Here is a 25,561-nt window from a genome sequence, read left to right as displayed (position 1 = left end):
AACGTCGGGTCGCACCTCAGGGGTGTCGAACGGCGGCACGGGTTTGGGCGTAGTAGGCGGCCGCGGCGACGAAACGGCTTGCGGCTTGGGGGTTTCCAGCTGGATGGGTGTGTAGGTAGGAGGCGTGTACGCGGTGGATGAGGGCCCCCTCGCGGATGCGGGCACCTGCGGCGTGCCAGCCCCACGCGGGGGTGTCGGCGCCGGAGCTCACCAGTCGGGTGCGGTGGAATTCGTGGCCGCGTACACGCTCACCCGCTCGCCACAGTGTGGAATCGGTGAGCGCCACGGCATCTCGGTAGCCAAGGGTAAGGCGGGGGCCGAATTCCGCCGCTGCATCGACCACACCCGCCATCGGGTGACCGTCGAGCGAACGAGTCAGATACAGCAGCCCAGCGCATTCGGCATGCACCGGAAGCCCGGCCCGCGCCCCCTCCCCCACCTGCGCCAACAGTCGGGTATTGGCCGCCAATTCCGCCGCGTGCTCCTCCGGAAACCCACCGGGCAACACCAATCCCGCTGTACCAGCAGGAAGTTCATCGCGCATCGGATCAAAAACCACAACCCGAGCCCCCGCCGCCACCAACAACTCCCGATGCTCGGCATACCCGAATGTAAACGCAGGCCCACCACCCATCGCAATCACCGGCCCAAGCCCCACCCCTACAGCATCTCGCTCGGACAGCGACTCCGCAGCGGCCTGGATTGCGGTGGCTGGATCCCATGCAGGGCCGGTGACGGTTGTGTGGGCCAGGCCGGCTATGGCGGGGAGATCTACGTGGGTGGCGACGAGATCCGTCATTGCTTCGACGGCGGCGGTGGCGGCGGGGCCGTGTTCTACGGCGGGGATGAGGCCCAGGTGGCGGGACGGGACCTCTAGTTCGGTCATGCGGGGCAGTGAGCCGAGGACGGGGAGGCCTACTCGGTCGCAGGCGGCGCGCAGGACCTCCTCGTGGCGTTCGCTGCCGACGCGATTCAGGATGACCCCGCCCAAACGTATTCCGGAGTCGAAGGTGGCGAAGCCGTGGAGTAGGGCGGCGAGGCTCTGGCTGTGGCCGCGGGCATCGACGACCAATATCACCGGGGCGCCGAGCAATCCGGCAACCTGGGCGGTGGAGCCCTCGGCGATCGGTGCGGCCTGGTTCTCGTCGATGCGCCCGTCGAACAGCCCCATCACACCCTCGACCACCGCCAGATCACAGCTATTCGCACCATGACGGTAAAGCGGCACAACACGTTCCGCGCCGACCAGCACCGGATCGAGATTGCGCCCAGGCCGCCCCGCCGCCAACCCGTGATAGCCCGGATCGATGTAATCCGGCCCCACCTTGAACGGCGCCACCCGATGTCCCGCCCGCCGCAGCGCCCCGATCAACCCCGTGGCCACCGTCGTCTTCCCACTCCCCGAAGCCGGAGCCGCAACAACCACCGCCGGAACTCGCCTCACAACCCCCCAACCCCCGACCCGCTGCTCAGTTGATCACCATGCACTGATGCAGGCGAACGTCGAGTACCCGCCTGCACCAGCGCATTCTCGCGGGGGATTACCATTCGATGCCTCGTTGGCCTTTGCGGCCTGCGTCCATGGGGTGCTTGATTTTGGTCATTTCGGTGACCAGGTCGGCGGCGTCGAGTAGGGGTGAGGGGGCGTCGCGGCCGGTGATGACTACGTGTTGGTTGCCTGGGCGGGTTTGCAGGGTGTCGACTACTTCGGTGAGGTCGATCCAGCCCCATTTGAGGGGGTAGGTGAATTCGTCGAGGACGTAGAAGCGGTGCTGTTCAGCTTGTAGTCTGCGGGCGATTTCGCGCCAGCCTGCCTGGGCTGCGGCGGCGTGGTCTTCATCGGTGCCCTGCTTGCGGGTCCAGGACCAGCCTTCGCCCATCTTGTGCCATTCGACCGGGGCGCCGGTGCCGGTCTCCTCGTGGAGGCGGCCGAGGGTGCGGAAGGCGGCCTCCTCGCCGACCTTCCACTTGGCGCTCTTCACGAACTGGAATACCGCGATATCGAAGCCCTGATTCCACGCCCGCAATGCCATCCCGAAGGCGGCCGTCGACTTCCCCTTACCCGGCCCCGTATGCACCGCGAGCACCGGCTGATTGCGCCGCTGCCGCGTGGTCAGCCCGTCATCCGGAACTGTCTCCGGCACACCCTTAGGCATCGAAACTCCTTGGAAATCCATTGATCAGAGCGCCTGCGCGAGTCGCGGCCATATCGTTAACTGCGGTACGACCGAAGCTGATTCGACGCCCAGCCGTCACAGCTGACAGCTCGGGCCTCGGTGTCGTCGCCGAGCTAGAGATATCGGAGACGCGCGATGTGGGCCAAGTCGGCGGCCAGCCTGTAGCACCGCGATCATGCGGCTCGGGTCGCATTGACACCTGGACGACCCGATCCGGCGCGAACGACATCCGCGACCGAATCGCCTGTCAGTTCGGCGAGCTGGAGGTATCCGGCGCGGAGGGTGCGGGCCAGGTCGGCGGCGAGGCCGAGGCGGATCATGCCGCGTTCGCAGTCGACCACGATCGAGGTGATCGACTCGTTGGCAAGTAGATGCGCGGCGGTGCGGGTGCGCAGCACCGGGTCGGTGCCGCCGGTGGCGCGGCCGTCGGTGAGCAGCACCAGCATCGGGCGGCGGCGGGGATCGCGGACGCGCTCGCGGTGTACTACTTCGCGCGCCTTCAAAAGTCCTGCGGCGAGGGGGGTTTTGCCGCCGGTGCGCATGTCGGACAGGCGGCGCACAGCGATATCCACCGAGGACGTCGGCGGCAGGACGAGTTCGGCTTCCTGACCGCGCACGGTGATCACCGCTACCTTGTCGCGGCGCTGATACGCGTCGCGCAGCAAGGCGACCACGGCGCCGGTGACCGCCGAAAGCCGGTCCCTGGCCGCCATGGATCCGGAGGCGTCGACCACGAAAACCACCAGATTGCCTTCGCGCCCTTCGCGATACGCACCGCGCAGATCATCGGCGGCCAACTTCAACGGCCCATCGGCGCGACCACGGGAGCGCTGGTGCGGCGCTGCGGCGAAGACGGTGCCGAGCAGATGGAGGCCAGCGGAGGTGTCGGTACTGGGGCGAACGGTACGGCCCTGTCTGGTCTGTGCGCGCGAACGGCGACCCGCCGCACCCTCACCGACGCCGGGCACCTCCCAACGTGGCGGTGTCACAACAGATGTCGTGGGTGTACCAGTACGCCCCGCGCGCGCGGACGGCGATTGCCCGCCACCGGGCCCGCCGCTCGGCGAATCCGGACCATCGTCATCGGGACCGGGTCCGTCCGAGTTGTTGTCGGGGCCGCCACCATCCGGGCCACCGTTGCGTTCCGGATCGTCCAGATGGTCAGTGTTGTCGGCATCGCGCGAGCCGCCATGGGATGCCCCATCGTCTCGATGGTCACTCAGGCCGGCATCGCTCGGGCTGCCAGGGCCGCCTGCTGATGCCGCGTCATTCGGATGGCTGTATGCACCATCGTTCCCCGAACTCGGATGCTCCAATTCGTCACGCCCACTGGAGTTTTCGGCGCGCGCAGCCTCTTCTCCCGCCGTGCGCATCGCCTCATCCAGCTGCTCTTCGCTGATCCCCGGCTCATCGAACGGATCCCGACGCCGCCGATGCGGCAGTGCCAGCTCAGCGGCGACGCGCACATCCTCCTCGGCCACCGCATCCGCCCCACGCCAAGCCGCATGCGCGGTAGCGGTTCTGGCCACCACCAGATCCGCCCGCATCCCATCGACATCGAAAGACGCACACAGCGCGGCAATCCGCCGCAGCTCGACATTGTCGAGCGCGACAGCGGCGACCCGATCGCGGGCCGTGAGAATCCGCTCGGCCACTTGCCGATCGGCGGCGGCATAGCGCCCGGCGAATTCGGCCGGGTCCGCCTCGTAGTCGAGGCGACGGCGCACCACCGCCATCCTGACGTCCACATTCCGCGAGGCCGCGACATCGACGGTGAGCCCGAATCGGTCCAGCAGTTGCGGCCGCAGCTCCCCCTCCTCCGGATTCATGGTGCCGACCAGCACGAATCGGGCGGGATGCGAATGCGAGACGCCGTCGCGTTCGATGTGCACCCGCCCCATCGCCGCAGCGTCGAGCAGGACGTCGACCAAGTGGTCGTGCAGCAGATTCACCTCGTCGACGTAGAGCACGCCGTGATGTGCGGCCGCCAAAAGCCCGGGCCGGAACGCCTGCTCACCATCGCGCAGCACCCGTTCCAGATCCAATGAGCCGACCACCCGATCCTCGGTGGCGCCAACGGGCAGTTCGACCAGCCGAGCGGGCCGCGCACCGGTCTCATCGACAACGGGCGGCAGCAACTGCGCGAGTGCCCGCACCACAGTCGATTTCGCGGTCCCCTTCTCCCCGCGCACCAGCACGCCGCCGATCCCGGGATGCACCGCGCACAGGATCAGCGCCAGCTGCAACCGTTCCTGCCCGACCACCGCCGAGAAAGGGAAGCCCGCATCACCGTCCGTGTCCGGACGCGAACCGGTCAGCGAGGAGGCATGCGGCGCGGTTTCCATATGGGACAGGGACACGCCCCAACTGTATTCGCGCCGAAACCACCACCCAGCAGCACCCTCCACCGGCCCGAACCGTACAGCCGAGACGCACGCATCCGGCCCGCCCATTGATCGGCACCCCTGCGGCGAGACCGCATACGGCATTTCCAGCTCGATCCCCCGGCGATGGCCTCACCCGTTCACAACGTGTGCGAGTAGCAACTCGACCATGCGACCGGTCGAGCATGTGCACATGCGCACGGTCGAACATGCACCGCCCGGGCTCCCCAGCAACCACCGCACAGGCTCGCGTCAGCGCGCCCCTCAGGCCAACTGCATGGCTGCCTCCACGCTCCCTGGCGACGGCTTCACCGGGCCCACGTCTATGCACTCCCCAGAGAGCAGCTCTCGAGCCCGCGGCGCGCTCCCAGCGACCACCGCACAAGCCCCCGCCCCCAGCGACCGCGACCTTCGCGTCTGCCCACTCCCCCAGCGACCACCTCGCACAAGCTGACACCTTGCGCGAGGCGCCCACGATCTACACGACAGCCAGCACTCAGCCCTTGCGCATGGGCAGGTGCATAATGCCGTCTTCCTCGAACTCCTCGCCATCGGGCTTGAACCCGAACTTGGCGTACATATCGACCAGGTACGTCTGCGCACTCAGTCGCACCGTCGCCGACCCCGCCTCGGCGAGCGCGGCCTGCACCAGCCGGGTGGTGTATCCATGCCCGCGCGCCGGAACCGAGGTGCACACCCGCCCGATGCGGAACGATTTCACGCCGTTCTCGTGCTCCTCGAGCAAGCGCAGCGTCGAGATGACCTCACCCTCGTCATCGAGCCAGAAATGGCGCGTCTCCGGCAGCAGGTCGAGACCGTCCAGCTCCGGATACGCGCATTTCTGTTCGACGACAAAGACTTCGACGCGAAGCTTCAACAGCTGGTACAGGGTGGCGGTGTCGAGATCGAGCGCCCAGGACCGTTTGAGTGCAACCGTTGACATCATCGCGTCTTGCTATCACAACTAGGCGATCGGCGCGACCCCTACAGCTTGGGCGTGTTGGCCGACGTGCCGTTCAGGTTCAGGGTTTTGGTCGACCAATCCCAGACTTCCTGGAACAGCGCCTGGTTCTCCGAGAGCTTCACGCCCAGCGAGGGCACCATTTCCTTCAGCTTCGGCGTCCAGTCGGCGTACTCACGCGGGAAGCATCGCTGCAGCACGTCGATCATGGCGCTCACACAGGTCGACGCGCCGGGCGACGCGCCGAGCAGACCCGCGATGGTGCCGTCTTCGGCGGCGATAACCGCGGTGCCGAACTCGAGCACACCGCCCGCACCCTTGCGCCGGATCACCTGTACGCGCTGCCCCGCGGTGATCAGCTCCCAGTCGTGTCCGTCCGCGCGCGGCATGAACTCCGTCAGGGTGCCCACCTTGCCCGCCTCGGACTTGAGCAGCTCGCTGATCAGGTACTTGGTCAGGCCGAGTTCGGTGACGCCGACGCCGAGCAGTGAGAAGATATTGTTCGGCTTGACCGACTTGAACAGGTCGGTGTTCTTACCGTCCTTGAGGAACTTCGGCGTCCACCCGGCGTACGGGCCGAACAGCAGTCCGGGCTTGCCCTTGATGATGCGAGTGTCCAAGTGCGGCACCGACATCGGCGGCGCGCCGACCGCGGCCTTGCCGTAGACCTTGGCCTCGTGCTTGTTGATCAGCTCCGGGTTGGTGCAGCGGATGAACTGACCGCTGATCGGGAAGCCACCAAAACCCTTGGCCTCCTTGATACCGGACTTCTGCAGCAGCGGCAGCGCACCGCCACCGGCGCCGACGAAGACGAATTTGCTGATGAGCGTGCGGGTTCGGCGGGTACGCAGGTTGCGCACCTTGACCAGCCAGGAGCCGTCGGCCTGCTTGCTGAGGTCGCGGACCTCGTGACCGAAGGCCAGATCGACCCCCGCGCGGCCGAGGTAGGCCAGCAGTTCGCTGGTGAGCGAACCGAAGTCGATATCGGTGCCCTCGTTGGTCCAGTTGAGCGCGATCGGATCGGAGAAGTCACGGCCCTTGGCCATCAGCGGTAGTCGCTTCGCGAATTCGTCCGGGCTGTCGATGTATTCCATGGTGGCGAACAGCGGGTGCCGCGACAGCGCCTCGTAACGCTTGCGCAGGTAGTCCACATTGTCCGCGCCGTGCACGAAGCTGACGTGCGGAATGGGGTTGATGAACGCGCCGGGATCGCCGAGGATGCCGTTCTCCACGCCGTAGGACCAGAACTGGCGCGAAACCTGGAAGCGCTCGTTGATGTCGATGGCCTTGCTGATATCGACCGAGCCGTCCGCATTCTGCGGGCTGTAATTGAGCTCACATAGTGCGGAGTGTCCCGTGCCCGCGTTGTTCCACGGATCGCTGCTCTCGGCGGCGGCGGCGTCGAGCCGCTCGAACAGGGAGATCGACCATTCCGGCTGCAACTGCCGAAGCAGTGCGCCGAGGGTGGCACTCATGATCCCGGCACCGATGAGTACTACATCGGTCTTTTCAGTCATGGCAGCGTTCGGCACGGGTAGATCGACTTCCTTGTCCTTGTGCGCACGCCCACCCCCACGGTGGGCCTGCTGGGCACGGGCGCTATGTGGTTGTTCGCGAGTCCTGCGTGACTCGGCGGATGTAGGTTACCCGCCGTTCACCTACGCCCAATTGTGCACCTCACCTGTTCGAAGACCGGCAACGAACTTGCCGAATGTGACATAGATTCCTTCCCGGGTTCGATCTTCGATCCGGCGCAGACGTCGCCTAGATTGGTCCTTGTGACGAACGAAGCCTCGCTCAGCGTGTCCGATATCACGGCTCCGGCCGCCGAGCGGTGGAAGCCGGATGTCCTCGGTACGGGCTATGAGCAGCGAACCCTACCGCTCGGTCCGGACCCCGACGGTGAAGGTGAGGCCGTGGCGACCCTGGTGCGGTACACCCCCGATACCGCTGCCGCCGCCACCGAACCCGCGGTGCTGTACCTGCACGGGTTCACCGACTACTTCTTCCAACAGCATCTCGCCGAACACTTCGCCGAGCGTGGGCATCGCTTCTACGCACTCGATCTGCGCAAGTGCGGTCGCTCGCTGCGCGATGGCCAGACGCCGCACTACGTGACCGATCTGGCGCTCTACGACGCCGAACTGAACGAATCGCTGCGGATCGTCCAGGAAGAGGTGGGCGAGCACGTGCTGGTGGTCGCGCATTCGACCGGCGGCCTGGTCGCCTCGCTGTGGCTGGACCGGCTCAACAGGGCCAAGGGCACGGCCGGGTCCGGCATCGTCGGCCTGGTCCTCAACAGCCCCTGGTTCGACCTGCAGGGCCCGTCGTACTACCGGACCATCGGCACCCCGGTGATCAAGGCGCTGGGCCGGTTCCGCTCGATGGTCGAACTACCCGGCGGCAAGATCAGCTCCTATGGCGACAGCCTGCACCGCAGTGTCGCGGGCGAATGGGATTACAACCTGGATTGGAAACCCCTGGCGGGGTTCCCGGTCCGGCTCGGCTGGCTGCGCGCCATCCGCAACGGGCATGCCGAGCTGCAAGCGGGTCTGTCGGTCGGCGTGCCCGCCTTGATTCTGCGTTCGCGCATCACGAAATTCGCGCGCCAATACGGTCCGGCCGTCGACGTGGCGGACGCGGTGCTCGACGTCAGGCAGATTCAGCGCTGGTCGGGCTGCCTCGGTGATCGGACCAATATCGTTCCCATCGACGGCGCGCGCCACGATGTGTTCCTGTCCTCGGCCGAACCGCTGGCCAAGGCCTTCGCCGAGCTCGACAGCTGGCTGGACTGGTTGGCGGTCTTCCGCAAGAAGACCGCCGATTCACCAGAGGCTGGTGCGTAGCACGATCTCGGTGGCCAATTCATGGTTGGCCTCGGTCGCCACATTGTCGACGTCGATCTCCACGACCCGGAATTCGCCGTAGACGTAGCGCCCGGACGAGTCCGCGACCGAGCGGGCCAGATTCTTGGTGACCAGCACCGTGGCGGCCACCTCCACCGGCCGACAGTTCGGGTCCACCACCGTGCCGTCGGCGGCAGGTACCGCGGGATGGCCGCGATCGGCCACCACGAGGCTGATGAACCGGCCGAAACCACCCGCGCAGACCTGCCAGGCCAGCGTGGCGCCCGCACCCCGTCCGGCGACGTTCACCCACGGAACGCCCAGCTCGTCGAGGATGGCGTGCACGCCCGCCGGATCCAGGTCCGCCACCGATTCCACCGCTATCGTGCGCAGGTCCGAGGTGTGCAAACGCGCACATACCTGGTCGTAGACGTCGACCGGATCACCGGCGTCGGGCAACAGCAGCACGCTGTGCCGAGACTCCGGGCCGTCGACCCGCACGGTCCATGCCCGGTCACCGACCGTGATCCGCCGAGATTTCATGCCGGAGTACGGTACACGCCTCAATTGAACGGGACCGCGTGTCACCTACCCCGCGCGTTAGGGATATAAACATGCCAGCGGTTTCACACGGATGCAAAGTCGCGCGATCACAGCGGTGTGCTGGCAATTCCCAGACCCGAGACGATGGTGGGCAGCTCGGCCGGTGCACTGTCGGTGAGCAGGCGCTCGATATCGGCGATATCGAGATGATCTTCGATCAGGTCAGCGAGGAGGTCGAGTTGGGCCGAGCGGATCGCCGCTACCGAAGTGTCGTCGGCGACGATGAAATCGTGACGGCGCGCCTGTGCGGCGACCTCACGCAGCCAGCTGCGGCGGAATTCATCCGATTCCAGCAGGCCGTGCAGATGCGTGCCCCAGAGCGCGCCGCGGGCACTGCCCTCGGGTTCGGACGGGTTCAGCTTCAGCCAGGCCGGATCACCGCTGCGCCCGACCCGACCATGATGGATTTCGTAGCCGTGCACGGGAATTCCGTTACCGATGCCGCATCCGGTGCTGCGTCGCAGGATCTTCGGGTCGGCGAATTCGATCTCGAGATCGAGCAGACCCAATCCCGCGACCGTCCCCGCATCGGATTCGACGCGGTCGACGATGCGGGCGCCGAGCATCTGATAGCCGCCGCAGATGCCGAGGATCGGCCGCCCCGCGGCGGCCCTGGCGCGCAGTGCGTCGGCGATTCCGGTGCGCCGCAACCACTCCAGATCCGAGACGGTCGCTTTACTGCCCGGCAGCACCGCCAGATCGGCATCGGTCAGCCGGGACGGGTCGCTGACCCAGCGCACCGCGACACCCGGTTCACAGGCCAGGGCCTCGATATCGGTGGAGTTGGAGATGCGCGGCAGGCGGATGGCGGCCACGGTGAGCCATTCGGCGCCGAGCGGCGGGCGAGGGCGGCCGACCGGTGCGTCGGCGACGGTGCCGAGCGAATCCTCCGCATCGATCCACAGCTCGTCCGCGTACGGGATGACGCCCAGCGTCGGGCGGCCGGTCAACTCGGTGAGCCGGTCGAGTCCGGGGCGCAGCAGTTCGACATCGCCGCGGAACTTATTGACGATGAAGCCGCGGATCAGTCGCTGGTCTTCGGGTTCCAGCACGGCCACCGTGCCGAACAGGTGCGCGAGCACGCCGCCACGGTCGATATCGCCGACCACGAGCACCGGCACTCGCGCCGCCCGGGCCAGACCCATATTCGCCAGATCGGTGGCGCGCAGATTGATTTCGGCGGGCGAACCGGCACCCTCGCAGATCACCACATCGAATTCGGCCCGCAGCGAATTCAGTTCGGCGGCAACGACTTCGCGCAGATCCTGCCGATGCCGGAAGTAGTCGCGGGCGCCGACGGTGCCGATGGCCTTGCCGCGCACCACCAGTTGTGAGCGCCGGTCGCTACCGGGTTTGAGCAGTACCGGATTGAACCGCACGCTCGGCTCCAGCCCGCACGCCGCCGCCTGTAGCGCCTGCGCGCGGCCGATCTCGCCACCGTCGAGCGTGACCACCGAGTTATTGGACATGTTCTGCGCCTTGAACGGCGCGACGCGTACCCCACGCCGGGCCAGCATTCGGCAAAGTCCGGCCACCACAACGCTTTTCCCGGCGTCGGAGGTCGTTCCGGCGACCAGCAGCGCGCCCTTCAGCTCGCCGGTCACGGCAACTCGGTGAAGGTGCTCACCGCATCCCCGTTATGCGCACGCTTCGAACCGCGCGGCCCGTCCATCACGGCAAGGTCAGGATTTCGGCGCCCGTCTCCGTCACGACCAGCGTGTGTTCGAATTGCGCGGTCCACTTGCGGTCCTTGGTGACCACGGTCCAGCCGTCGTCCCAGATCTCGTAATCAATACCGCCGAGGTTGATCATCGGCTCGATGGTGAAGGTCATACCGGGCTCGATGACCGATTCCACGGCGGGCTGGTCGTAGTGCAGGATGACCAGGCCGCTGTGAAAGGTGGGACCGACGCCGTGGCCGGTGAAATCGCGCACCACGCCGTAGCCGAATCGGTTGGCGTAGGACTCGATCACCCGCCCGATCACATTGAGCGCACGGCCCGGCCGAACCGCCTTGATGGCACGCATGGTCGCCTCGTGCGTGCGCTCGACCAGCAGCCGCACCTCCTCGTCGACATCACCGGCCAGGAAGGTCTTATTGGTGTCGCCGTGTACGCCATCGATATAGGCGGTGACATCGATATTGACGATGTCACCGTCCTGGATCACCGTCGAGTCCGGAATGCCGTGGCAGATCACCTCGTTCAGCGAGGTGCAGCACGACTTCGGAAAACCCTTGTACCCCAATGTCGATGGGTACGCGCCGTGATCGCACATGTACTCGTGCGCGATCCGGTCCAGCTCATCGGTGGTGACGCCGGGCGCCACCGCCCGGCCCGCCTCCTCGAGCGCCTGTGCCGCGATCTTGCCCGCGAGCCGCATCTTTTCGATGGTCTCGGTGGTCTGTACCCAGGGCTCGTGGCCCTCGTTCACGGTCTTTTTCCACGCGTACTCCGGGCGCTCGATCGAGCGTGGAACTTCACGGGTGGACGAAAGCGTGCCGGGAACAAGTGGCTGACGGGTACGCACTGACATGGAACAAGACTATCCGCACCGACCACCGCGCACCGTCCGTCCCCGCGCCCGACCTGGCCGCGAGCCCATGGCCATCCGATGGAATAGTTTCGGACCACGGTCCGTTTAGGCTAGTGGTTGACACAGAAACTACACAGGAACAGGACTCGAGCTGTGGAACTGGGACTCACGACTTTCGCGGAGCTGTACCCGGTCGGCGACCGACCGGCGCCCACCGCGGCCGAACGGCTGCGCGAGGTGGTGGACGAGGCGGTCGCCACCGAACGCGCCGGGCTCGACGTCTATGGCGTCGGCGAACACCACCGCAAGGATTTCGCGGCATCCGCGCCCGCGGTCGTGCTCGCGGCGATCGCGGCGCGCACCGAGCGCATCCGGCTGACCAGTGCGGTGAGCGTGCTGAGCTCGGATGATCCGGTACGTGTGTACCAGGATTTCGCCACGCTGGACGGCCTCTCGAACGGCCGTGCCGAACTGATGGCCGGGCGTGGTTCGTTCACCGAGAGCTTTCCGCTGTTCGGCTATGACCTGAGCGACTATGACGAGCTGTTCGAGGAGAAGCTGGCACTGCTGCTGCATATTCGCGCGGACGAGCCGGTGACCTGGAACGGCAAGTTCCGTGCTCCCTTGCGCGATGCGGTGATCTATCCGCGCACGGACAACCGGCCGCTGCCGGTCTGGATCGCGGTGGGCGGCAGCCCGGAATCCGTGGTCCGCGCCGGACTGCTCGGCCTACCGCTGGCGATCGCGATCATCGGCGGCCAACCCGCGCGCTTCAAGCCGCTGGTGGATCTCTACCACCGCGCACTCGAGCAGGGCGGGCACGACAAGCAACCGGTGGCGGTGCACGCGCACGGCTATATCGCCGATACCGACGAGCAGGCCGTTGCGGATTTCTATGAGCCGTACGCCGTGGCCATGAGCACCATTGGGCGCGAACGCGGTTGGGGCTCGATGACCCGCCCGCAATTCGATGCCATGCGCTCGCAAAGCGGTTCGCTGTTCGTCGGCACGCCCGACTATGTTGCCGAGAAGATCGCCGATATCCGCGACACCCTGGGTTTGGACCGCTTCATGCTGCACACCAGCGTCGGCACCCTGCCGCACGAGAAGGTGCTGCACAATATCGATCTACTCGGCACAAAAGTCGCCCCGCAGATCGGCTGACACCCCTTCACGAGTAATAACCGATCCGGGCCAAGGTCGCACCGGTCACGATCGCCACCGCGGCACTGTAGAGGGCAAACACCGGCCCGCACTACGTGGCCGACCCATCAAGGTGCACAACAGATCTCGGCGAGGGTGGCGGTCAGCGGATTTCGGAGATCTTGTCCGGGTTGGTGATCGAATAGATCGCGGTGACCTGATTCGTCTCGGGGGCCAACTCGATGACGACTACGGCGAAAGGCCGACCTTCGGAGAAGATCAGCGCACAGGGATCGCCCGCGACATATCGGTAGTCGATGCTCAGGCGGGTCGGCCGCGGGTCGGCGGCAATGGCCATGAGCACGGCGGCGACGCGGTCGCGGCCGTGGACCGGTTCGAGGCTCTTCGCCACGCCACGCCCGCCGCTGTCGGTCCACAGGGTGACCTCGGGTGCGAGGGCCTCGAGTAGCGCGGTGAGATCACCGCCGAGTGTCGCGGCCATCAGTCGTTCGGCGACCTCGGTCCCGATATTCGGACGCGATGTGGTGTGCGGACGCCGGGCGCGGATATGGCGGCGCGCCCGGACCGCGAGCTGACGCACCGCCGCGGGTGAGCGGTCGAGCATTTCGGCGATCTCGCCGTGTGCGAAGCCGAAGACGTCGTGCAGTACGAAAACCACCCGTTCCAGCGGTGACAGCGTTTCCAGCACGACGAGCATCGCCATGGTCAGCGATTCCTTCCGCTCGACCGTGTCGGCCGCGGTGTCCGCGGTGGCCAGCAGCGGTTCGGGCAGCCACGGGCCGACATAGGTTTCCCGGCTGCGCCGCATGGCACTTCGGCGTGCTATCGCGAGATTGGTGCACACGCGCACCAGATAGGCGCGCGGGTTCTGCACCGGAGTCGCATCGGTGGCGCGGTGGCGAGTCGACCAGGCCAGCCAGGTCTCCTGCAGGACATCCTCGGTGTCGGCGACGGTGCCGAGCATGTTGTAGACGATCGAGAACAGCAGTTCGCGATGGTCCAGAAAGGTGTCGACCTGGTCACGTGTGGTCTCGGGTGTTGTTCTACCTGCTCGGCGGCACGCTGCGGGTGCTGGCAGGCGAGGAGATCCACGTGATCAATACGGGCGACTTCCTGCTGATACCGCCGAATATGACGCACGCGTGGGCGGCTCCCGCAACCGCGTCCGCGGACGTTCTGGTGATCTTCACACCCGGTATCGAACGTTTCGACTACTTCCGGCTGGGCGAGCGCATCCGCAAAGGCGAGGCGAGCCCACTCGAAATCCTCGATACCCAGGAAAGGTTCGACAACCATTTCGTCGACAGCCCGATCTGGCGACAGGCCCAGCAGGGCGATGTTCGCGGTCTACTCGACCAGGACGGCCACCGCACCGAATTCCTCGCCAGCGACGCACTCCAGATCCAGCCGACGACCAGCGAGAGCTGACCGGTCCGCTCGGGCAGGTTCGCGACCTACTTGCCGAGCTGGGCTTCGAAGGCGATGCGGTCGCCGCGGTAGAGGGAGCGGACGCGTTCGACCGGCTCGCCGTGCCGGTCGACGCTGCGCCGATGCAGCAGTAGTAGCGGCAGCGCTGTGGTGCATTCGAGAAGGGCGGCCTCGCGGGGGGAGGCCAGCACCGTCTCGATTCGCTCGGTGGCGCTGCCCAGCTCTACGCCGGAGGCGCGCACGGCCGCGTACAGCGAGGTGGTCGGGTCGTAGGTGTCGCGCAGGTGGCCGAAACGAGCGAGCGACATGAAGGTGCTCTCCAATCCGATGCGTTCGCCGTCCGCGAGCAGCACCCGCTCCAGGTGCATGACCTCAGTGCCGATGGCGAGCCCGAGGTCGCGGGCTGTATCGGCGTCGGCGGGCATATCGTCCCAGCCGACGAGCAGACGCCCCGGCACCCGGCCGTAACTGATGGCGCCCTCGGTGTAGGAGCCCAGCTGCAACGGCTGCACCATCTTCGGCCGCGACACCACGGTGCCGCGGCCCTGGCGGCGGATCCGGCCCTCTACCAGCAGATCTCGCAGGGCCTGCCGGACGGTTTCGCGGGCGACCTCGAACCGAACGGCCAGATCCCGCTCCGAGGGGACCGGATCACCCTCCTCCAGATCGGTCAGCAGCTGTTCGAGTTCGGTGCGCACCAGGTAGGACTTCGGCAGCCGCGGCGCCAAATCGATACGCCCACCGCGCATTTCATCGCCATCGGCTCCCGTCGCCCCTGATGTCTCCATGCCGACAGCCTACCCGGTATTGGTCTATACCAATTGTTAACCTGGCGTTCGCACGCGAAACACTCCTTGGTCTAGACCATTGCTCACTATGTACCCATGCGATTGGTCATCATCGGCGGCGGCATCCTCGGCACCGCACACGCCATGGCCGCCATCGGCCGTGGTCACGAGGTCGTGCAGCTGGAGCGCGAGCCCGAGGCGCGCGGTGCGACAGTGCGCAACTTCGGTCTGGTGTGGGTGTCCGGACGTTCGGCCACCGAACTCGACTTCACCCTGCGCTCCCGGCAGCTCTGGGAGGAGATCGGCGGCAAGGTTCCCGGTGTCGGTTTCCGGCCCATCGGATCGTTGACACTGGTCAAGACGCCGTCCGAACTCGCGATCGCCGAGGCCGCCGCGGCGAGCCCGCATGCCGAGGCGCGCGGCTTCGCACTGCTCGAACCCGAACAGGTGCGCGCGATCAATCCGGCGCTGCGCGGCAAATTCCTTGCCGGACTGCACTGTTGGACCGATGCCGCCGTCGAATCCCGTCAGGCACTGCCCGCGCTGCGCGCCTATATGACCGCATCGCAGCGCTACACCTTCCATGCACGCACCGAGGCTCGCACGGTTACCGATACCGGTTCCGGCGCAACGGTTCTCGACGATCATGGCCGCACCTTCGAGGCCGATCTGGTGCTGGTCTGCCCCGGTGCCGCCCACACCGGCCTGACCCGCGAACTCGTCGGTACCATCCCGGTCCGCCGGGTCCGGCTGCAGATGATGCAGACCGCACCGCTGGGCGAACCACTCACCACCGCGATCGCCGACGGCGACAGCTTCCGCTACTACCCCGGTTTCGCGGGGCCGGAGTTGGACGTGCTCAACGCCGAACAGTCGCAGACCGCCATCGCCGCCGAGCACAAGATGCAACTGCTGTGCGTGCAGCGCCTACACGGTGGCCTGACCATCGGCGACACCCATGAATACGAGGAGCCGTTCGCCTTCGACGTGGACGAGGCCCCATACGAACACCTCACCGCCGTCACCGAGGAACTGCTCGGACGCAAACTGCCGCAGGTGGTTCGGCGCTGGGCGGGCGTGTACAGCCAGAGCGTCGATCCGGCCACCATCGTGACCCGCGCCAAGGCCGACGCACATATCTGGGTCGTCACCGGGCCGGGTGGCCGCGGTATGACCCTCGGTCCCGCGATCGGCGCGGAAACCGCCGATCTGCTCAACCTCTGAGGAGCGCTGTGTCGGAAAACAACATTGCCCTCGCCGTCCTCGATATGGCGGGCACCACGGTCGCCGACGGCGGATTGGTCCTTCGCGCCTTCGATATCGCCGCCACCAGCGCCGGTATCGAAACCGAAGGGCCGCAACGTGCTAGCGCCCGCCAGTACGTGCTCGACACCATGGGCCAGTCGAAAATCGCGGTCTTCCGCGCCCTGCTCGGCGACGAAGGCCGGGCGCAGGCCGCCAACCTCGCCTTCGAGGCCGCCTATGACGCAGTGATCGACGAGGTCGAGATCAGTCCGATTCCCGGTGCGGCCGAGGCCATTACCGCGCTGCGGACCGCGGGCGTCAAGGTCGCGCTCACCACCGGCTTCAGCCGCGGAACCCAGGATCGACTGCTGAATGCGCTGGGTTGGAACGAGATCGCCGATCTGACGCTGGCGCCATCGGATGCCGGACGCGGCCGCCCCTATCCGGACATGGTCCTGACCGCGCTGCTGCGCCTCGACGTCGATGCCGTGGATCAGATCGCGGTACTCGGCGACACCACCAGCGATATCGCCAGCGGTCTGGCCGCCGGTGCCCGCATCGTCGCTGGCGCGCTGACCGGCGCGCACGACGCGGCACAGTTGCGCGCCGCCGGAGCCACCCATGTGGTGGCCTCGGTCGCCGAATTCGCGGAACTGATCCTCGCCGGCCGAACCTGACAGCCATCCGGCGAAAGCCGGGCCCAGAACCGGGATCCCGGCGTCGGCCGAGATGACGGAAACCCCCGCCCCTTCGATTCCACACCCATACGAACCGAAAGTTGCAGTCATCGTGCGTACTTCGAACACGCAGGGCCGTCTGGCACGCACCATTTCCCGGACCGCGCTGGCCGTCGCCGCCGTCACCACCGTCGCGCTCACCGCGGCCTGCGGTGGCACGGGCACCGACAGCGGCGACGGCAAGACCATCACCGTCTACTCCGCCGACGGCGTCGGCGGCTGGTACACCACCCAATTCGCCGAATTCAAGAAGAAGACCGGGATTTCGGTCAACCTGGTCGAGGCCGGTTCGGGTGAGGTCGTCAACCGGGTGGACAAGGAGCAGTCCAACCCGCAGGCCGATGTGCTCGTCACGCTGCCGCCGTTCATCCAGAAGGCGAAGAGCTCGGGGCTGTTGCAGGACAGCGGAATCGACACCAGCTTTGTCGCGGCGACCGATAAGGATGCCGACGGCAAGTACGTCACGCTGGCGGGCAACTACCTGTCCTTCATCGCCAATCCTTCGGTCGACACCACCAAGCTCACCTGGGACGACCTGCTGAAGCCGGAATTCAAGGGCAAGCTGCAGTACTCCACGCCGGGCCAGGCCGGTGACGGCACCGCGGTGCTGATCCTGCTGCAGAACCTGCTCGGCAAGCAGGGCGCACTGGACTACCTCGCCAAACTGCAGGCCAATAATGTCGGTCCGTCCTCGTCCACCGGCAAGTTGCAGGCCAAGGTCGACAAGGGTGAGCTGGTGGTCGCCAACGGCGATGTCCAGATGAATCTGACCACCGTCAAGGACAAGGGTTCGAAGTTCACCGTCTTCTTCCCCGCCGCCGCCGACGGCAAGCGCTCCACCGTGGCCGTGCCCTATGTGATGGGACTGGCCAAGGGCGCACCGCATCAGGGCGAGGCGAAGCAGCTCATGGAGTTCCTGCTATCGGCCGATGCGCAGAAGTCGCTGCCCGACACCTTCGCGGTGCCCGCGCGCAAGGAGTTGCGTGATGCCCCGGCGACCGGTGCCGGTCCTTCGGCGAGCGCGGTGCTCCAGGGCGTGGAAATCGTGAATGTCGACTGGACCAAGGTGCTTTCCGAGCTGGACGCCGACGTATCGGCCTATCAGAAGGTGACCGGTCAGTAGTCGAATCCGCGAAAAGTCAGGAGCCGCAATCATGTTCGACGGTGACGCGCATCCGAAATCGGCCATCGCGACGGCTGTGTCCGGAAAGGTCACGACCGCAACGGAACCCGCGATCGTCTTCGATCGGGTCGGAGTCCGCTATGGCCGCGGCCGCAAGACCACGATCGCTCTGAGCGATTTCAATCTGCGCGTCGCCGCCGGTGAAACGGTTGCTCTCCTCGGGCCGAGCGGCTCGGGCAAGTCGACCGCACTCAAGGCGCTGGCGGGCTTCGTCCGCCCCACCTCGGGTGCGGTCCGGCTGGCCGGGCGCGACGTCACCGATCTGTCCCCCGCCAAGCGCGGGATCGGCGTTGTCGTGCAGTCATACGCCCTGTTCCCGCATATGCGGGTGTACGACAATGTGGCCTTCGGGCTGAGAGCACATCGGGTGCCACGCAGGGAGATCGACGCACACGTGGCCGAGGCGCTGGCGATGGTCGGCATGGCGGCCTACGCCAAGCGGCTGCCGCGCGAACTGTCCGGTGGTCAACAGCAGCGGGTGGCTATCGCCCGTGCGCTGGCGATCCGGCCGAAGGTGCTGCTGCTCGACGAACCGCTGGCCGCGCTCGACGCACAGTTGCGGCAGTCGATGCTCGGTGAGTTACAGGAATTGCGAAAGGCGTTGCCGGATACGGCGATGCTGTATGTCACCCACGATCAGGCCGAGGCGTTGGCCTTGGCGGATCGGATCGCGGTGATGCGCGATGCCCGACTGGTCGATATCGATACCGCCGAGAATCTGTGGCGTCGCCCGCCGAGCGATTTCACAGCTGCGTTCCTCGGTGGCGCGAACCTGGTGTCCTGCACCGTGAATCGCGTATCGGGCAGCTCGGCGCTGGTCACTGCCGGCACCTTTACGCTGCGGGCCGAGGCACCGGACGTCGGGCCGGGTGGTTGGGATGTGAATGCACCCGGATTGCTGTGTGTGCGTCCGCATACGGTGCAGATCGGTGCCACCTCGGACCGAAATGCGGTACGCGGCACCGTGGTGTCCAGTGTGTGGCGCGGGGCTTCGACCCGATTGCGGCTGGCGGTCGACGGATTGACCGACGAGATCACCGCCGATGTGCCGGGGCATCTCGATACCGAGGTCGGCACGGTCGTCGGCGTACGGTTCCCGGACCCGGCGGGTGTGTTGATTCCGCCGACGATCGGTACCGAAACCATCAGTGCGGCAACGACATCGGCCGCATCCGAGCCGGGCGCGCCGGAATGAGGGGCGGCGCGAATCCGGCTCGGTGTGTCGACAGCGTGTTCCCAGTTGTCCGGGGTGGTCTCCGTAGCCCCGGCGGCGACCGCAACCCGACCGCCGGGCGCACGCTGATCTCCCTCGGGACAGACGGACTCATGTCAACCGGCACGAGGATCCGACGATGAGCACTTCCGCACTGCTCGAACCGCAGATCCACGATGACGCTGCGACTGCGGACACCTCGCTGCGCCGGAATTGGCGGCCGGTGCTGTGGACGCTGCCCCCGCTGCTGGTGGTCCTACTCATCGCCGTGTACCCGATCGTGCGGGTGCTCGCCGAATCAACCGAGACCAAGGACGGCCGCGGTGCGGCGGTCTGGTCGCAGGTGCTCGGCTCCGAATCCTTCCGTAATGCGTTGTGGCGCACCATTTCCATTGCGGTCTGCGCCACCACGGGATGTCTCGTGCTCGGCGTCTTCCTCGCGATCGTGCTGGCGTTCGTGCCCTTCCCCGGTTCGTCGCTGGTCGGCCGATTGATCGATACCGTGCTCACGCTGCCGTCGTTCTTGATCACACTCGCCTTCACCTTCCTCTACGGCACCGCGGGTGCGGTGAACGCCCTGATCGCCCGGATCACCGGAGATCGAACGCCGGCGCTCGACTTCCTGAGCACTCCGCTCGGGGTGATCCTCGCCGAGATCACCTTCTTCACCCCGTTCGTGGTGCGTCCGCTGCTGGCCGGATTCGCCCAACTGCCGCGCGAACAACTGGATGTGGCCGCCAGCCTCGGCGCCTCGCCCTGGCGGGTGCTGCGTCAGGTGGTCATGCCCGAGGCGTGGCCCGCGCTGGCGGCGGGCGGCAGTCTCGTCCTGCTATTGACGCTCAACGAATTCGGCATCGTGCTGTTCACCGGCGCGAAGGGCGTGACAACCCTGCCCGCGCTGATCTACACCCGCGGCATCGTCACTTTCGACCTGCCCGGTGCGGCGGTCCTCGCCACGGTGCAGGTGCTGCTGTCGCTGAGCCTGTACATCGGCTACCGACTGATCTTCGCCCGCTTCGGGCGCGCCGGAAAGGAGAGCTGAGCATGCTGGTCTGGACCCGTCGTGGCCGTGCGGCGGTGCTCGCGGTCTTCGCGGTGGTCGTGGCCGTGGTGTTCCTCGCCCCGATCGCGACCGTGATCGCGGCCGCGCTGGCGGGCAGTTGGACCGGTCCACTGCCCTCGAATCTCGGCCTCGCCAACTTCCGAGCGGCGCTGTCGGGTCAAGATGCCGCGAGTCTGTCGGTCAGCCTGCAGACCGCACTGCTGTCCGGCGGCTTCGCCCTGGTCCTGGGCACCTGGGCCGCACTCGCCGCCCGCGAGGCGCCCGGCTGGTGGCGCAAGATCACCGACGCGGTCTTCCACCTGCCGGTGGCGGTGCCATCGGTGGCCATCGGCCTCGGCGTGCTGATCGCCTTCAACGAGCGACCGCTGCTGCTCGGCGGCACCAAATGGATTGTTATCGTGGCACATTCGGTGCTGGTACTGGCCTATGCCTTCAGCGCCGTCTCGGCCGCACTGGATCGACTCGACCCCGCCTATCGCCAGGCCGCGGAATCCCTTGGGGCGGGCCCGGTTCGGGTGCTGTTGCTGGTGACGCTGCCACTGCTGCTGCCCGCCCTCGGCGCCGCCGCCGGGTTGGCCATCGCGCTGTCCATGGGCGAACTCGGTGCGACCATCATGGTGTACCCGGCCACCTGGAAGACATTGCCGGTCACCATATTCGGTCTCACCGATCGCGGTGAAGTCTTCGATGCGGCCGCGAGTACCTGTCTGCTGCTCATGGTGACGCTGGCCGCCTTGGTCGTACTGGGGCGGCTGCGCGGTCGCGCCGCGCTGCGCTGACCCCGGGGCGAACACCATACGATGACGCAATGTCAGCACTGCCCTTGATCTTCACCGCGGGCTGGGCGAGCGGGGTCAACGCCTATGCGGTGATCCTGCTGCTCGGCATCTTCGGCGCGACCGGCCTATCCGACGATGTGCCGGAGGCGCTGCAACGCACCGATGTGCTGATCGCGGCCGCGGTGCTGTTCCTCGTCGAGGCCGTCGCCGACAAGATCCCCTACCTGGATACCTTGTGGGATGCCGTGCACACCATCGTGCGGCCCGCATCCGGCGCGGTTGTCGCCGCACTGCTCGCCGGGCAGGACGGATCACTGCCCCAACTCGCGGCCGGCGCCCTCGGCGGCACCACCGCCCTGGCCAGCCATCTCATCAAGGCCGGTACGCGCATGGCGATCAACACCTCACCGGAGCCGGCCAGCAATATCATCATGAGCCTCGTCGAGGATCTGGGCGTCGGCGGCATTATCACCATCGCGATCTTCCATCCGATCGTCGCGGCCTGCTGTGCTGGCACACTGCTGGTGATCGGCGTGATCCTGGTGTATCTGCTGGCGAGCCGGATCCGCCGCTCTCTGATCCGGCGCAGACAACGCCGTGCGGCCAAACGCGCAGCCGCCGTCTGATCGCGCACCGTCACCGGCCCGAAATTTCTGCGGCGCAAGCGATTTCAACCGATTCAGGTGGGCTTGCGCCACACCAATGAGTAGCGCCAGAAGACCAGCCGACGCACCCGCGCACCAGGAAGTATCGTTGCCACCTGCTTGCTCACCTGTCGCGTCGTCAGCGGCGGATCGAGCGCAACCGGCATGGCATCATGGGTCGCCTCGACCGCATACCAACTCCCCCGACCCCGCGCGCGCAGGGTCCGAAACACCATTCCGAGCACCCGATGCCCGATGGCCGCAACCAGCTCAACGGGCGCCTCCCGCACCAGATCATGACGCGGCAATGCCACGGCGGCGAGCACACCACCCGGTCGCAATGCCCGCGCCAACAGCGGCAACACCTCGTCGAGCGGCATATGGTGCAACGTGCTGATCGACACGATGGCGTCGTAGGCTCCCTCGCGCAACGGCTCGGTCCGCACATCGCCGAGGATGCAGTTGACATTGTCCGGCGTGGCCTGCTTCGCCGCATCGATCATCACCGGTGATCGATCGATGGCGTCGACCTGCTCGACACGTCGGGCGAGTTCGGCCGCGAAAGCTCCTGCTCCACAACCGACATCCAGCACACGAGTGCAAGGGTCGGGCAGCTGTCGCAGGAGGAATCGGTGGTAGTACGCGTTGTGACTCCAGTTGAAGTTACTCATCGAGCACACTCCCGGTCGGAAACAGCACGATGCCGGTGATCGAGCAGCACGTCGGGAATGCTGAATGCTCGTCGCAATCCACTGATCACCGAATACATAACCTGCCGACGCATCACCATCCGGCCATGGTAGGTCGGTGGTCGTCTCCGGTGTGTTCGGCTTTCGGTCGGACGGTGTGCGTATTCTCTCCGGGTATCCGAAGACAGACCGACCGGTCCAGCAGTGAGGATCACCGATGTCGTACAGTCCGCCGCCGGAACCGACCAACCTGGCCAAGCAACCCGGGACGGTGACTCCCGGTCCGAACGCCGGATACCACGCCCCCCTCGCGCCGCCGGATCCGCTCTCTCCGAATCTGCCTCAGCAGCGACAATCCTGGGCCTATCCCAGCGGCGCCGGATGGCAGGGCGGGCCACAGCCGACCGATCAGCGGCAGGGGGTGGGACCCGCTGTCGCAGCGCTGATCCTCGGCATCGTCGGTTGCCTACTTCCGTTCCTGCCGATCGACCTGACCGGCGTGCGCCCCTTTATCGGCCTCCCGTTCGCCATGGCCGGACTCGTCCTCGGGATCGTCGGCTGCACCGGACGACGCCGCGGCAAGGCCCTGGCAGTCACCGGAATGATCCTGTCCGCCATCGCACTTGCCGTCGAGTTCATCATGATCGTCAACCAGGCGAGCTGAGCAGCATCCGTTGTCGAAGGCGTCCACACGGTTGTGACGGAAGGTTTTGTTATCACCGGTGAGGCGAGCTGGCCTTTCGGTGTCCAGCGACACGGCAATCCACTGTCTTTGTGCTAGTGGGGAATTGGCCGGAGCGATGGGGGTCAGCGCATTGCGCGGATACACCCGATCGTTCGTATCAGCCGGGTTAGAATCCATGCGCATGTCAGATCTCCCGCTGCCAGAGCCGAACTCGGCACAGCCGGACAGGCCCCTACCCGCGTTTCCCACGCTGAATGATCCGACTGTGACCTTCACGGCGGGGCCCGACACGGCGCGGCGACTATCCCGAACCTACATGCGCTACATGACACTTCAGCCGCGACGCCTCGTGTGGTTGATGGGCTACACCGTGATTGTCATTGCCTTGGCCAGCGCTGCCTGGGGCGAGGGCGGCGCCCTGCTCGCATTGTTCACCGTCTTGATCGTCGCCTGGCGCTCCTGGGTGCAGACACAACAGGCAGAGAAAGCGTTCGAGCGTCGACTCGGCAGCAGGTCCTACGCAGACGGCGCCGTCTCGACTGCCCACCATGGCGCGGAAGCGGCCGATTTCGCCTCGCCGACAACATATTTCAGGCTGTACCACGCCGACATCGCACGTCTCGAGGTGCGCGGTTCCGCGGTTGTCATCCGATTGCGTCCGCCAACGTTCTACGTGATCCCGCGTGAGCTATTCCCCGACTCGGTATTGAAAAGGCTGTCCGGAACCGGACTGAAGATCAGCGGATACCCGTAGTTGTCCGCGCAGCCGCCTCGGAAGTGGCAGATCGAAGTTGTTCCAAACGGCTGCGCCCCTCGTGATTCGCTGGCAGCGATCGCCGCCGAACACGAGCATCTGTTGAACTCGATTCGGTCGAGCCCGAATTCGCCGCGCGGGCGGTGGTCGCACCGGTGCGGACAGGGGTCGACCCCGAGGTCTTGATCGGGCGACTCTCTCGGATGTCACAGCGGATCCAGCGCACCATCTACCAGGCTCTAGGCCACGGCCAGCGCACCCGGCTGGTCGATCCCCTACTGCCGAAAGTGCGGCGCCGTTTCGGAGATGCCGTGGCCGCGCGGGTGCTGCCGAATGCTCGACCCCGGTGGTCGCCAAATATTTGCCGAAGCTCGACTACGCCGTCGGGAACCGGACGGCATTGGGCCGCAGACACATCGATGCGGTCCTCGATCATGTCGAAGGGCTCGCGGCGCGAGCGGGTGAGGCGGATCGGCCCGGATTATGGGAGTGGATCGCGGCGGTAGTGTTTTCCGCCGCGATCCACGATCCCGACCGGCTGCTAGCCCTGGCCGCCAAGGCGATCCGGCACACCTCGATCTACCGAATGAACGGGGCGGCGCGGGCGAGACCGACCGCCAACTCGCCGCCCAGGCGATCCCCGTACCGACCAGCTGGCGCCGGTGGAGTCCCCCCGATACCGCGATGATGTTGGCGCACCGAGTCTGTGAACTCGATGGACTCGGACTGTGGTGGCCCGCCGCGTCGGCCCGGACGGTTGCCGACTGAATTCTGACACTGCGCAATTCGGTAGCGGGCGTGCCGCGCCAGTCGACCACGCGGCACGCCGGGCGGGGCGCCCCGTTGCGCCCGCCGTCACTGTTTCGGCGACGTCAGCGTCCGGGGCGGGTCATTGGTCGGCTAACGCGGACCCCGGGACGTCGCCAATAGTTGCAGTGACGCTGTCAGGGCAGCGTCACTATTGCGGATGAGGGTCGCCGTCGAATACTTCACTGCTCGGGCAAACGGCGGCGGCCACCGGCCACGTCGGTTACCAGATCAGTGTAGCCGTCAACGAGTTCTGCCAGGTGGTACCAATGTTTATGGGTATTGTCGCTGCGCGCGCCATCGACATCGATGGCCGTATTCGCGTCCACCCAACTGCGCGCCATCCGATCCACCACCGCCCCGAGGCTCTCGGTATGTAGTGAAGCACCGTTGCGATGCTGCGGGACCTCCTGCGCGATCCACTCATTGATGTCGTCCACGAGTTCGCTGCGACGGCAGTCGATTTCGGCAATTAGGCCCATATCGTGCACCTGAGCACGGCGTGCGTGCAACTCGGCCAGCGCGTGCGCGGATCGCAGCAATTCGAGATCTTGGAAACGACGCCCCTGAAATGCACACAAAATCTGCGGAGCGGTCGGCAGCACCCCTACCGTCGGCGCGCTCATCGCCATACCCCGAATTCACCCGACACCAACGCGCTTTGTACCAACATGATTGGCTCTCGATTCGGTTATCCCGGTCATCGGATCGGTTGTTCTCAACTAGCGTAGCTGGATCATGCTCTTACAAATGCAAGAACGCAAGAGTGCGTTCTCATTGCTGCGGTCACCCCCGATCCCCACCCCCACCCCCCACAACCCCCGAGTGACAACAACTTTCACACTCGCCACACATCAACAAACAACCCCGATGGCC

The 25,561-nt window shown here is 66.3% G+C and carries 25 protein-coding genes; 13 read left to right on the top strand and 12 right to left on the bottom strand.

Going from position 1 to position 25,561, the window contains the following annotated elements; genetic code table 11:
- Positions 1-16: 16 nt before the first annotated feature.
- The 5 genes from ACQP0C_RS12195 to mqo form a co-directional block, all read right to left on the bottom strand.
- A complete protein-coding gene (locus ACQP0C_RS12195; RefSeq protein WP_433734522.1) occupies positions 17-1,426 on the bottom strand; it encodes a cobyrinate a,c-diamide synthase in 1,410 nt (469 codons plus the stop codon).
- A gap of 115 nt (positions 1,427-1,541) precedes the next feature.
- Complete coding sequence (gene cobO / locus ACQP0C_RS12190) at positions 1,542-2,156, bottom strand: cob(I)yrinic acid a,c-diamide adenosyltransferase (RefSeq protein ID WP_433733029.1); 615 nt, start codon at positions 2,154-2,156, stop codon at positions 1,542-1,544.
- Between the two features lie 194 nt (positions 2,157-2,350).
- Entirely contained in the window at positions 2,351-4,522 is a 2,172-nt protein-coding gene (locus ACQP0C_RS12185) for a magnesium chelatase subunit D family protein (RefSeq protein ID WP_433734521.1), read from the bottom strand.
- A gap of 535 nt (positions 4,523-5,057) precedes the next feature.
- On the bottom strand, positions 5,058-5,507 hold the full coding sequence (locus ACQP0C_RS12180; RefSeq protein ID WP_433733028.1) for a GNAT family N-acetyltransferase: 450 nt from the start codon (positions 5,505-5,507) through the stop codon (positions 5,058-5,060).
- A gap of 38 nt (positions 5,508-5,545) precedes the next feature.
- Entirely contained in the window at positions 5,546-7,039 is a 1,494-nt protein-coding gene (gene mqo, locus ACQP0C_RS12175) for a malate dehydrogenase (quinone) (RefSeq protein ID WP_433733027.1), read from the bottom strand.
- Between the two features lie 261 nt (positions 7,040-7,300).
- Between mqo and ACQP0C_RS12170 the strand changes: the two genes are divergently transcribed.
- Positions 7,301-8,368 (top strand): alpha/beta hydrolase, encoded by a 1,068-nt coding sequence (locus tag ACQP0C_RS12170; RefSeq protein ID WP_433733026.1) that lies wholly within the window; start codon positions 7,301-7,303, stop codon positions 8,366-8,368.
- Here the strand turns inward: ACQP0C_RS12170 and ACQP0C_RS12165 are convergent.
- From ACQP0C_RS12165 to map, 3 genes are all read right to left on the bottom strand, one after another.
- On the bottom strand, positions 8,348-8,911 hold the full coding sequence (locus ACQP0C_RS12165) for an alpha/beta hydrolase (protein WP_433733025.1): 564 nt from the start codon (positions 8,909-8,911) through the stop codon (positions 8,348-8,350). The genes ACQP0C_RS12170 and ACQP0C_RS12165 overlap by 21 nt on opposite strands.
- 107 nt (positions 8,912-9,018) lie before the next feature.
- Complete coding sequence (locus ACQP0C_RS12160) at positions 9,019-10,563, bottom strand: cobyric acid synthase (RefSeq protein ID WP_433734520.1); 1,545 nt, start codon at positions 10,561-10,563, stop codon at positions 9,019-9,021.
- Positions 10,564-10,642: 79 nt separating this feature from the next.
- On the bottom strand, positions 10,643-11,506 hold the full coding sequence (map, locus tag ACQP0C_RS12155) for a type I methionyl aminopeptidase (RefSeq protein WP_433733024.1): 864 nt from the start codon (positions 11,504-11,506) through the stop codon (positions 10,643-10,645).
- Positions 11,507-11,659: 153 nt separating this feature from the next.
- Between map and ACQP0C_RS12150 the strand changes: the two genes are divergently transcribed.
- Entirely contained in the window at positions 11,660-12,670 is a 1,011-nt protein-coding gene (locus tag ACQP0C_RS12150) for an LLM class flavin-dependent oxidoreductase (protein ID WP_433733023.1), read from the top strand.
- A 142-nt stretch (positions 12,671-12,812) separates the two neighbouring features.
- Here the strand turns inward: ACQP0C_RS12150 and sigJ are convergent, their stop codons facing one another.
- Complete coding sequence (gene sigJ, locus ACQP0C_RS12145; protein WP_433734519.1) at positions 12,813-13,673, bottom strand: RNA polymerase sigma factor SigJ; 861 nt, start codon at positions 13,671-13,673, stop codon at positions 12,813-12,815.
- Between the two features lie 20 nt (positions 13,674-13,693).
- On the opposite strand from sigJ, the gene ACQP0C_RS12140 reads away from it, so the two are divergent.
- Positions 13,694-14,098 (top strand): cupin domain-containing protein, encoded by a 405-nt coding sequence (locus ACQP0C_RS12140; protein WP_433733022.1) that lies wholly within the window; start codon positions 13,694-13,696, stop codon positions 14,096-14,098.
- 26 nt (positions 14,099-14,124) lie between these two features.
- Here ACQP0C_RS12140 and ACQP0C_RS12135 read toward each other — a convergent pair whose 3' ends face one another.
- Complete coding sequence (locus tag ACQP0C_RS12135) at positions 14,125-14,847, bottom strand: GntR family transcriptional regulator (RefSeq protein ID WP_433734518.1); 723 nt, start codon at positions 14,845-14,847, stop codon at positions 14,125-14,127.
- Positions 14,848-14,982: 135 nt separating this feature from the next.
- Here ACQP0C_RS12135 and ACQP0C_RS12130 point away from each other — a divergent pair, with 135 nt between their 5' ends.
- The 7 genes from ACQP0C_RS12130 (at position 14,983) to ACQP0C_RS12100 (ending at position 21,732) form a co-directional block, all read left to right on the top strand.
- On the top strand, positions 14,983-16,110 hold the full coding sequence (locus tag ACQP0C_RS12130; RefSeq protein WP_433733021.1) for a TIGR03364 family FAD-dependent oxidoreductase: 1,128 nt from the start codon (positions 14,983-14,985) through the stop codon (positions 16,108-16,110).
- 8 nt (positions 16,111-16,118) lie between these two features.
- Positions 16,119-16,808, top strand: coding sequence for a phosphonatase-like hydrolase (locus ACQP0C_RS12125; protein ID WP_433733020.1), 690 nt, complete (start codon positions 16,119-16,121; stop codon positions 16,806-16,808).
- A 112-nt stretch (positions 16,809-16,920) separates the two neighbouring features.
- Positions 16,921-17,991, top strand: a complete 1,071-nt coding sequence (locus ACQP0C_RS12120; RefSeq protein ID WP_433733019.1) for a 2-aminoethylphosphonate ABC transporter substrate-binding protein — start codon at positions 16,921-16,923, stop codon at positions 17,989-17,991.
- A 31-nt stretch (positions 17,992-18,022) separates the two neighbouring features.
- Entirely contained in the window at positions 18,023-19,246 is a 1,224-nt protein-coding gene (locus tag ACQP0C_RS12115; protein ID WP_433733018.1) for an ABC transporter ATP-binding protein, read from the top strand.
- A gap of 157 nt (positions 19,247-19,403) precedes the next feature.
- Positions 19,404-20,306 carry a 2-aminoethylphosphonate ABC transporter permease subunit gene (locus tag ACQP0C_RS12110; RefSeq protein ID WP_433733017.1) on the top strand — a complete coding sequence of 301 codons (903 nt, stop codon included), beginning with the start codon at positions 19,404-19,406 and terminating at the stop codon, positions 20,304-20,306.
- 2 nt (positions 20,307-20,308) lie between these two features.
- On the top strand, positions 20,309-21,106 hold the full coding sequence (locus ACQP0C_RS12105; protein ID WP_433733016.1) for an ABC transporter permease: 798 nt from the start codon (positions 20,309-20,311) through the stop codon (positions 21,104-21,106).
- 29 nt (positions 21,107-21,135) lie between these two features.
- On the top strand, positions 21,136-21,732 hold the full coding sequence (locus ACQP0C_RS12100; RefSeq protein WP_433733015.1) for a DUF4126 domain-containing protein: 597 nt from the start codon (positions 21,136-21,138) through the stop codon (positions 21,730-21,732).
- A 53-nt stretch (positions 21,733-21,785) separates the two neighbouring features.
- Here ACQP0C_RS12100 and ACQP0C_RS12095 read toward each other — a convergent pair whose 3' ends face one another.
- Complete coding sequence (locus tag ACQP0C_RS12095) at positions 21,786-22,421, bottom strand: class I SAM-dependent methyltransferase (RefSeq protein ID WP_433733014.1); 636 nt, start codon at positions 22,419-22,421, stop codon at positions 21,786-21,788.
- Positions 22,422-22,656: 235 nt separating this feature from the next.
- Between ACQP0C_RS12095 and ACQP0C_RS12090 the strand changes: the two genes are divergently transcribed.
- The 3 genes from ACQP0C_RS12090 to ACQP0C_RS12080 all read left to right on the top strand — a co-directional run bounded on the left by ACQP0C_RS12090 (position 22,657) and on the right by ACQP0C_RS12080 (position 24,566).
- A complete protein-coding gene (locus ACQP0C_RS12090; RefSeq protein ID WP_433733013.1) occupies positions 22,657-23,103 on the top strand; it encodes a DUF4190 domain-containing protein in 447 nt (148 codons plus the stop codon).
- A 286-nt stretch (positions 23,104-23,389) separates the two neighbouring features.
- Positions 23,390-23,878, top strand: a complete 489-nt coding sequence (locus ACQP0C_RS12085; RefSeq protein WP_433733012.1) for a hypothetical protein — start codon at positions 23,390-23,392, stop codon at positions 23,876-23,878.
- Positions 23,879-24,224: 346 nt separating this feature from the next.
- On the top strand, positions 24,225-24,566 hold the full coding sequence (locus ACQP0C_RS12080) for a hypothetical protein (RefSeq protein ID WP_433733011.1): 342 nt from the start codon (positions 24,225-24,227) through the stop codon (positions 24,564-24,566).
- Positions 24,567-24,867: 301 nt separating this feature from the next.
- On the opposite strand, the gene ACQP0C_RS12075 is transcribed toward ACQP0C_RS12080, so the two are convergent.
- Positions 24,868-25,227 carry a DUF4254 domain-containing protein gene (locus ACQP0C_RS12075; protein WP_433734517.1) on the bottom strand — a complete coding sequence of 120 codons (360 nt, stop codon included), beginning with the start codon at positions 25,225-25,227 and terminating at the stop codon, positions 24,868-24,870.
- Positions 25,228-25,561: the final 334 nt, after the last annotated feature.

Source organism: Nocardia sp. CA-129566 (genome assembly GCF_050956075.1).
Taxonomy (GTDB): domain Bacteria; phylum Actinomycetota; class Actinomycetes; order Mycobacteriales; family Mycobacteriaceae; genus Nocardia.
Note: the sequence above shows the minus strand (reverse complement) of the source record. Positions and strands in the feature narration are given on the sequence as shown.

Excerpts from the sequence above, each read along its gene's own strand:
- cobO (WP_433733029.1), bottom strand. The coding sequence starts at position 2,156 with ATGCCTAAGGGTGTGCCGGAGACAGTTCCGGATGACGGGCTGACCACG.
- ACQP0C_RS12185 (WP_433734521.1), bottom strand. The coding sequence starts at position 4,522 with ATGGAAACCGCGCCGCATGCCTCCTCGCTGACCGGTTCGCGTCCGGAC.
- ACQP0C_RS12180 (WP_433733028.1), bottom strand. The coding sequence starts at position 5,507 with ATGATGTCAACGGTTGCACTCAAACGGTCCTGGGCGCTCGATCTCGAC.
- mqo (WP_433733027.1), bottom strand. The coding sequence starts at position 7,039 with ATGACTGAAAAGACCGATGTAGTACTCATCGGTGCCGGGATCATGAGT.
- ACQP0C_RS12165 (WP_433733025.1), bottom strand. The coding sequence starts at position 8,911 with ATGAAATCTCGGCGGATCACGGTCGGTGACCGGGCATGGACCGTGCGG.
- map (WP_433733024.1), bottom strand. The coding sequence starts at position 11,506 with ATGTCAGTGCGTACCCGTCAGCCACTTGTTCCCGGCACGCTTTCGTCC.
- ACQP0C_RS12135 (WP_433734518.1), bottom strand. The coding sequence starts at position 14,847 with ATGCGCGGTGGGCGTATCGATTTGGCGCCGCGGCTGCCGAAGTCCTAC.
- ACQP0C_RS12130 (WP_433733021.1), top strand. The coding sequence starts at position 14,983 with ATGCGATTGGTCATCATCGGCGGCGGCATCCTCGGCACCGCACACGCC.
- ACQP0C_RS12115 (WP_433733018.1), top strand. The coding sequence starts at position 18,023 with ATGTTCGACGGTGACGCGCATCCGAAATCGGCCATCGCGACGGCTGTG.
- ACQP0C_RS12110 (WP_433733017.1), top strand. The coding sequence starts at position 19,404 with ATGAGCACTTCCGCACTGCTCGAACCGCAGATCCACGATGACGCTGCG.
- ACQP0C_RS12105 (WP_433733016.1), top strand. The coding sequence starts at position 20,309 with ATGCTGGTCTGGACCCGTCGTGGCCGTGCGGCGGTGCTCGCGGTCTTC.
- ACQP0C_RS12100 (WP_433733015.1), top strand. The coding sequence starts at position 21,136 with ATGTCAGCACTGCCCTTGATCTTCACCGCGGGCTGGGCGAGCGGGGTC.
- ACQP0C_RS12095 (WP_433733014.1), bottom strand. The coding sequence starts at position 22,421 with ATGAGTAACTTCAACTGGAGTCACAACGCGTACTACCACCGATTCCTC.
- ACQP0C_RS12090 (WP_433733013.1), top strand. The coding sequence starts at position 22,657 with ATGTCGTACAGTCCGCCGCCGGAACCGACCAACCTGGCCAAGCAACCC.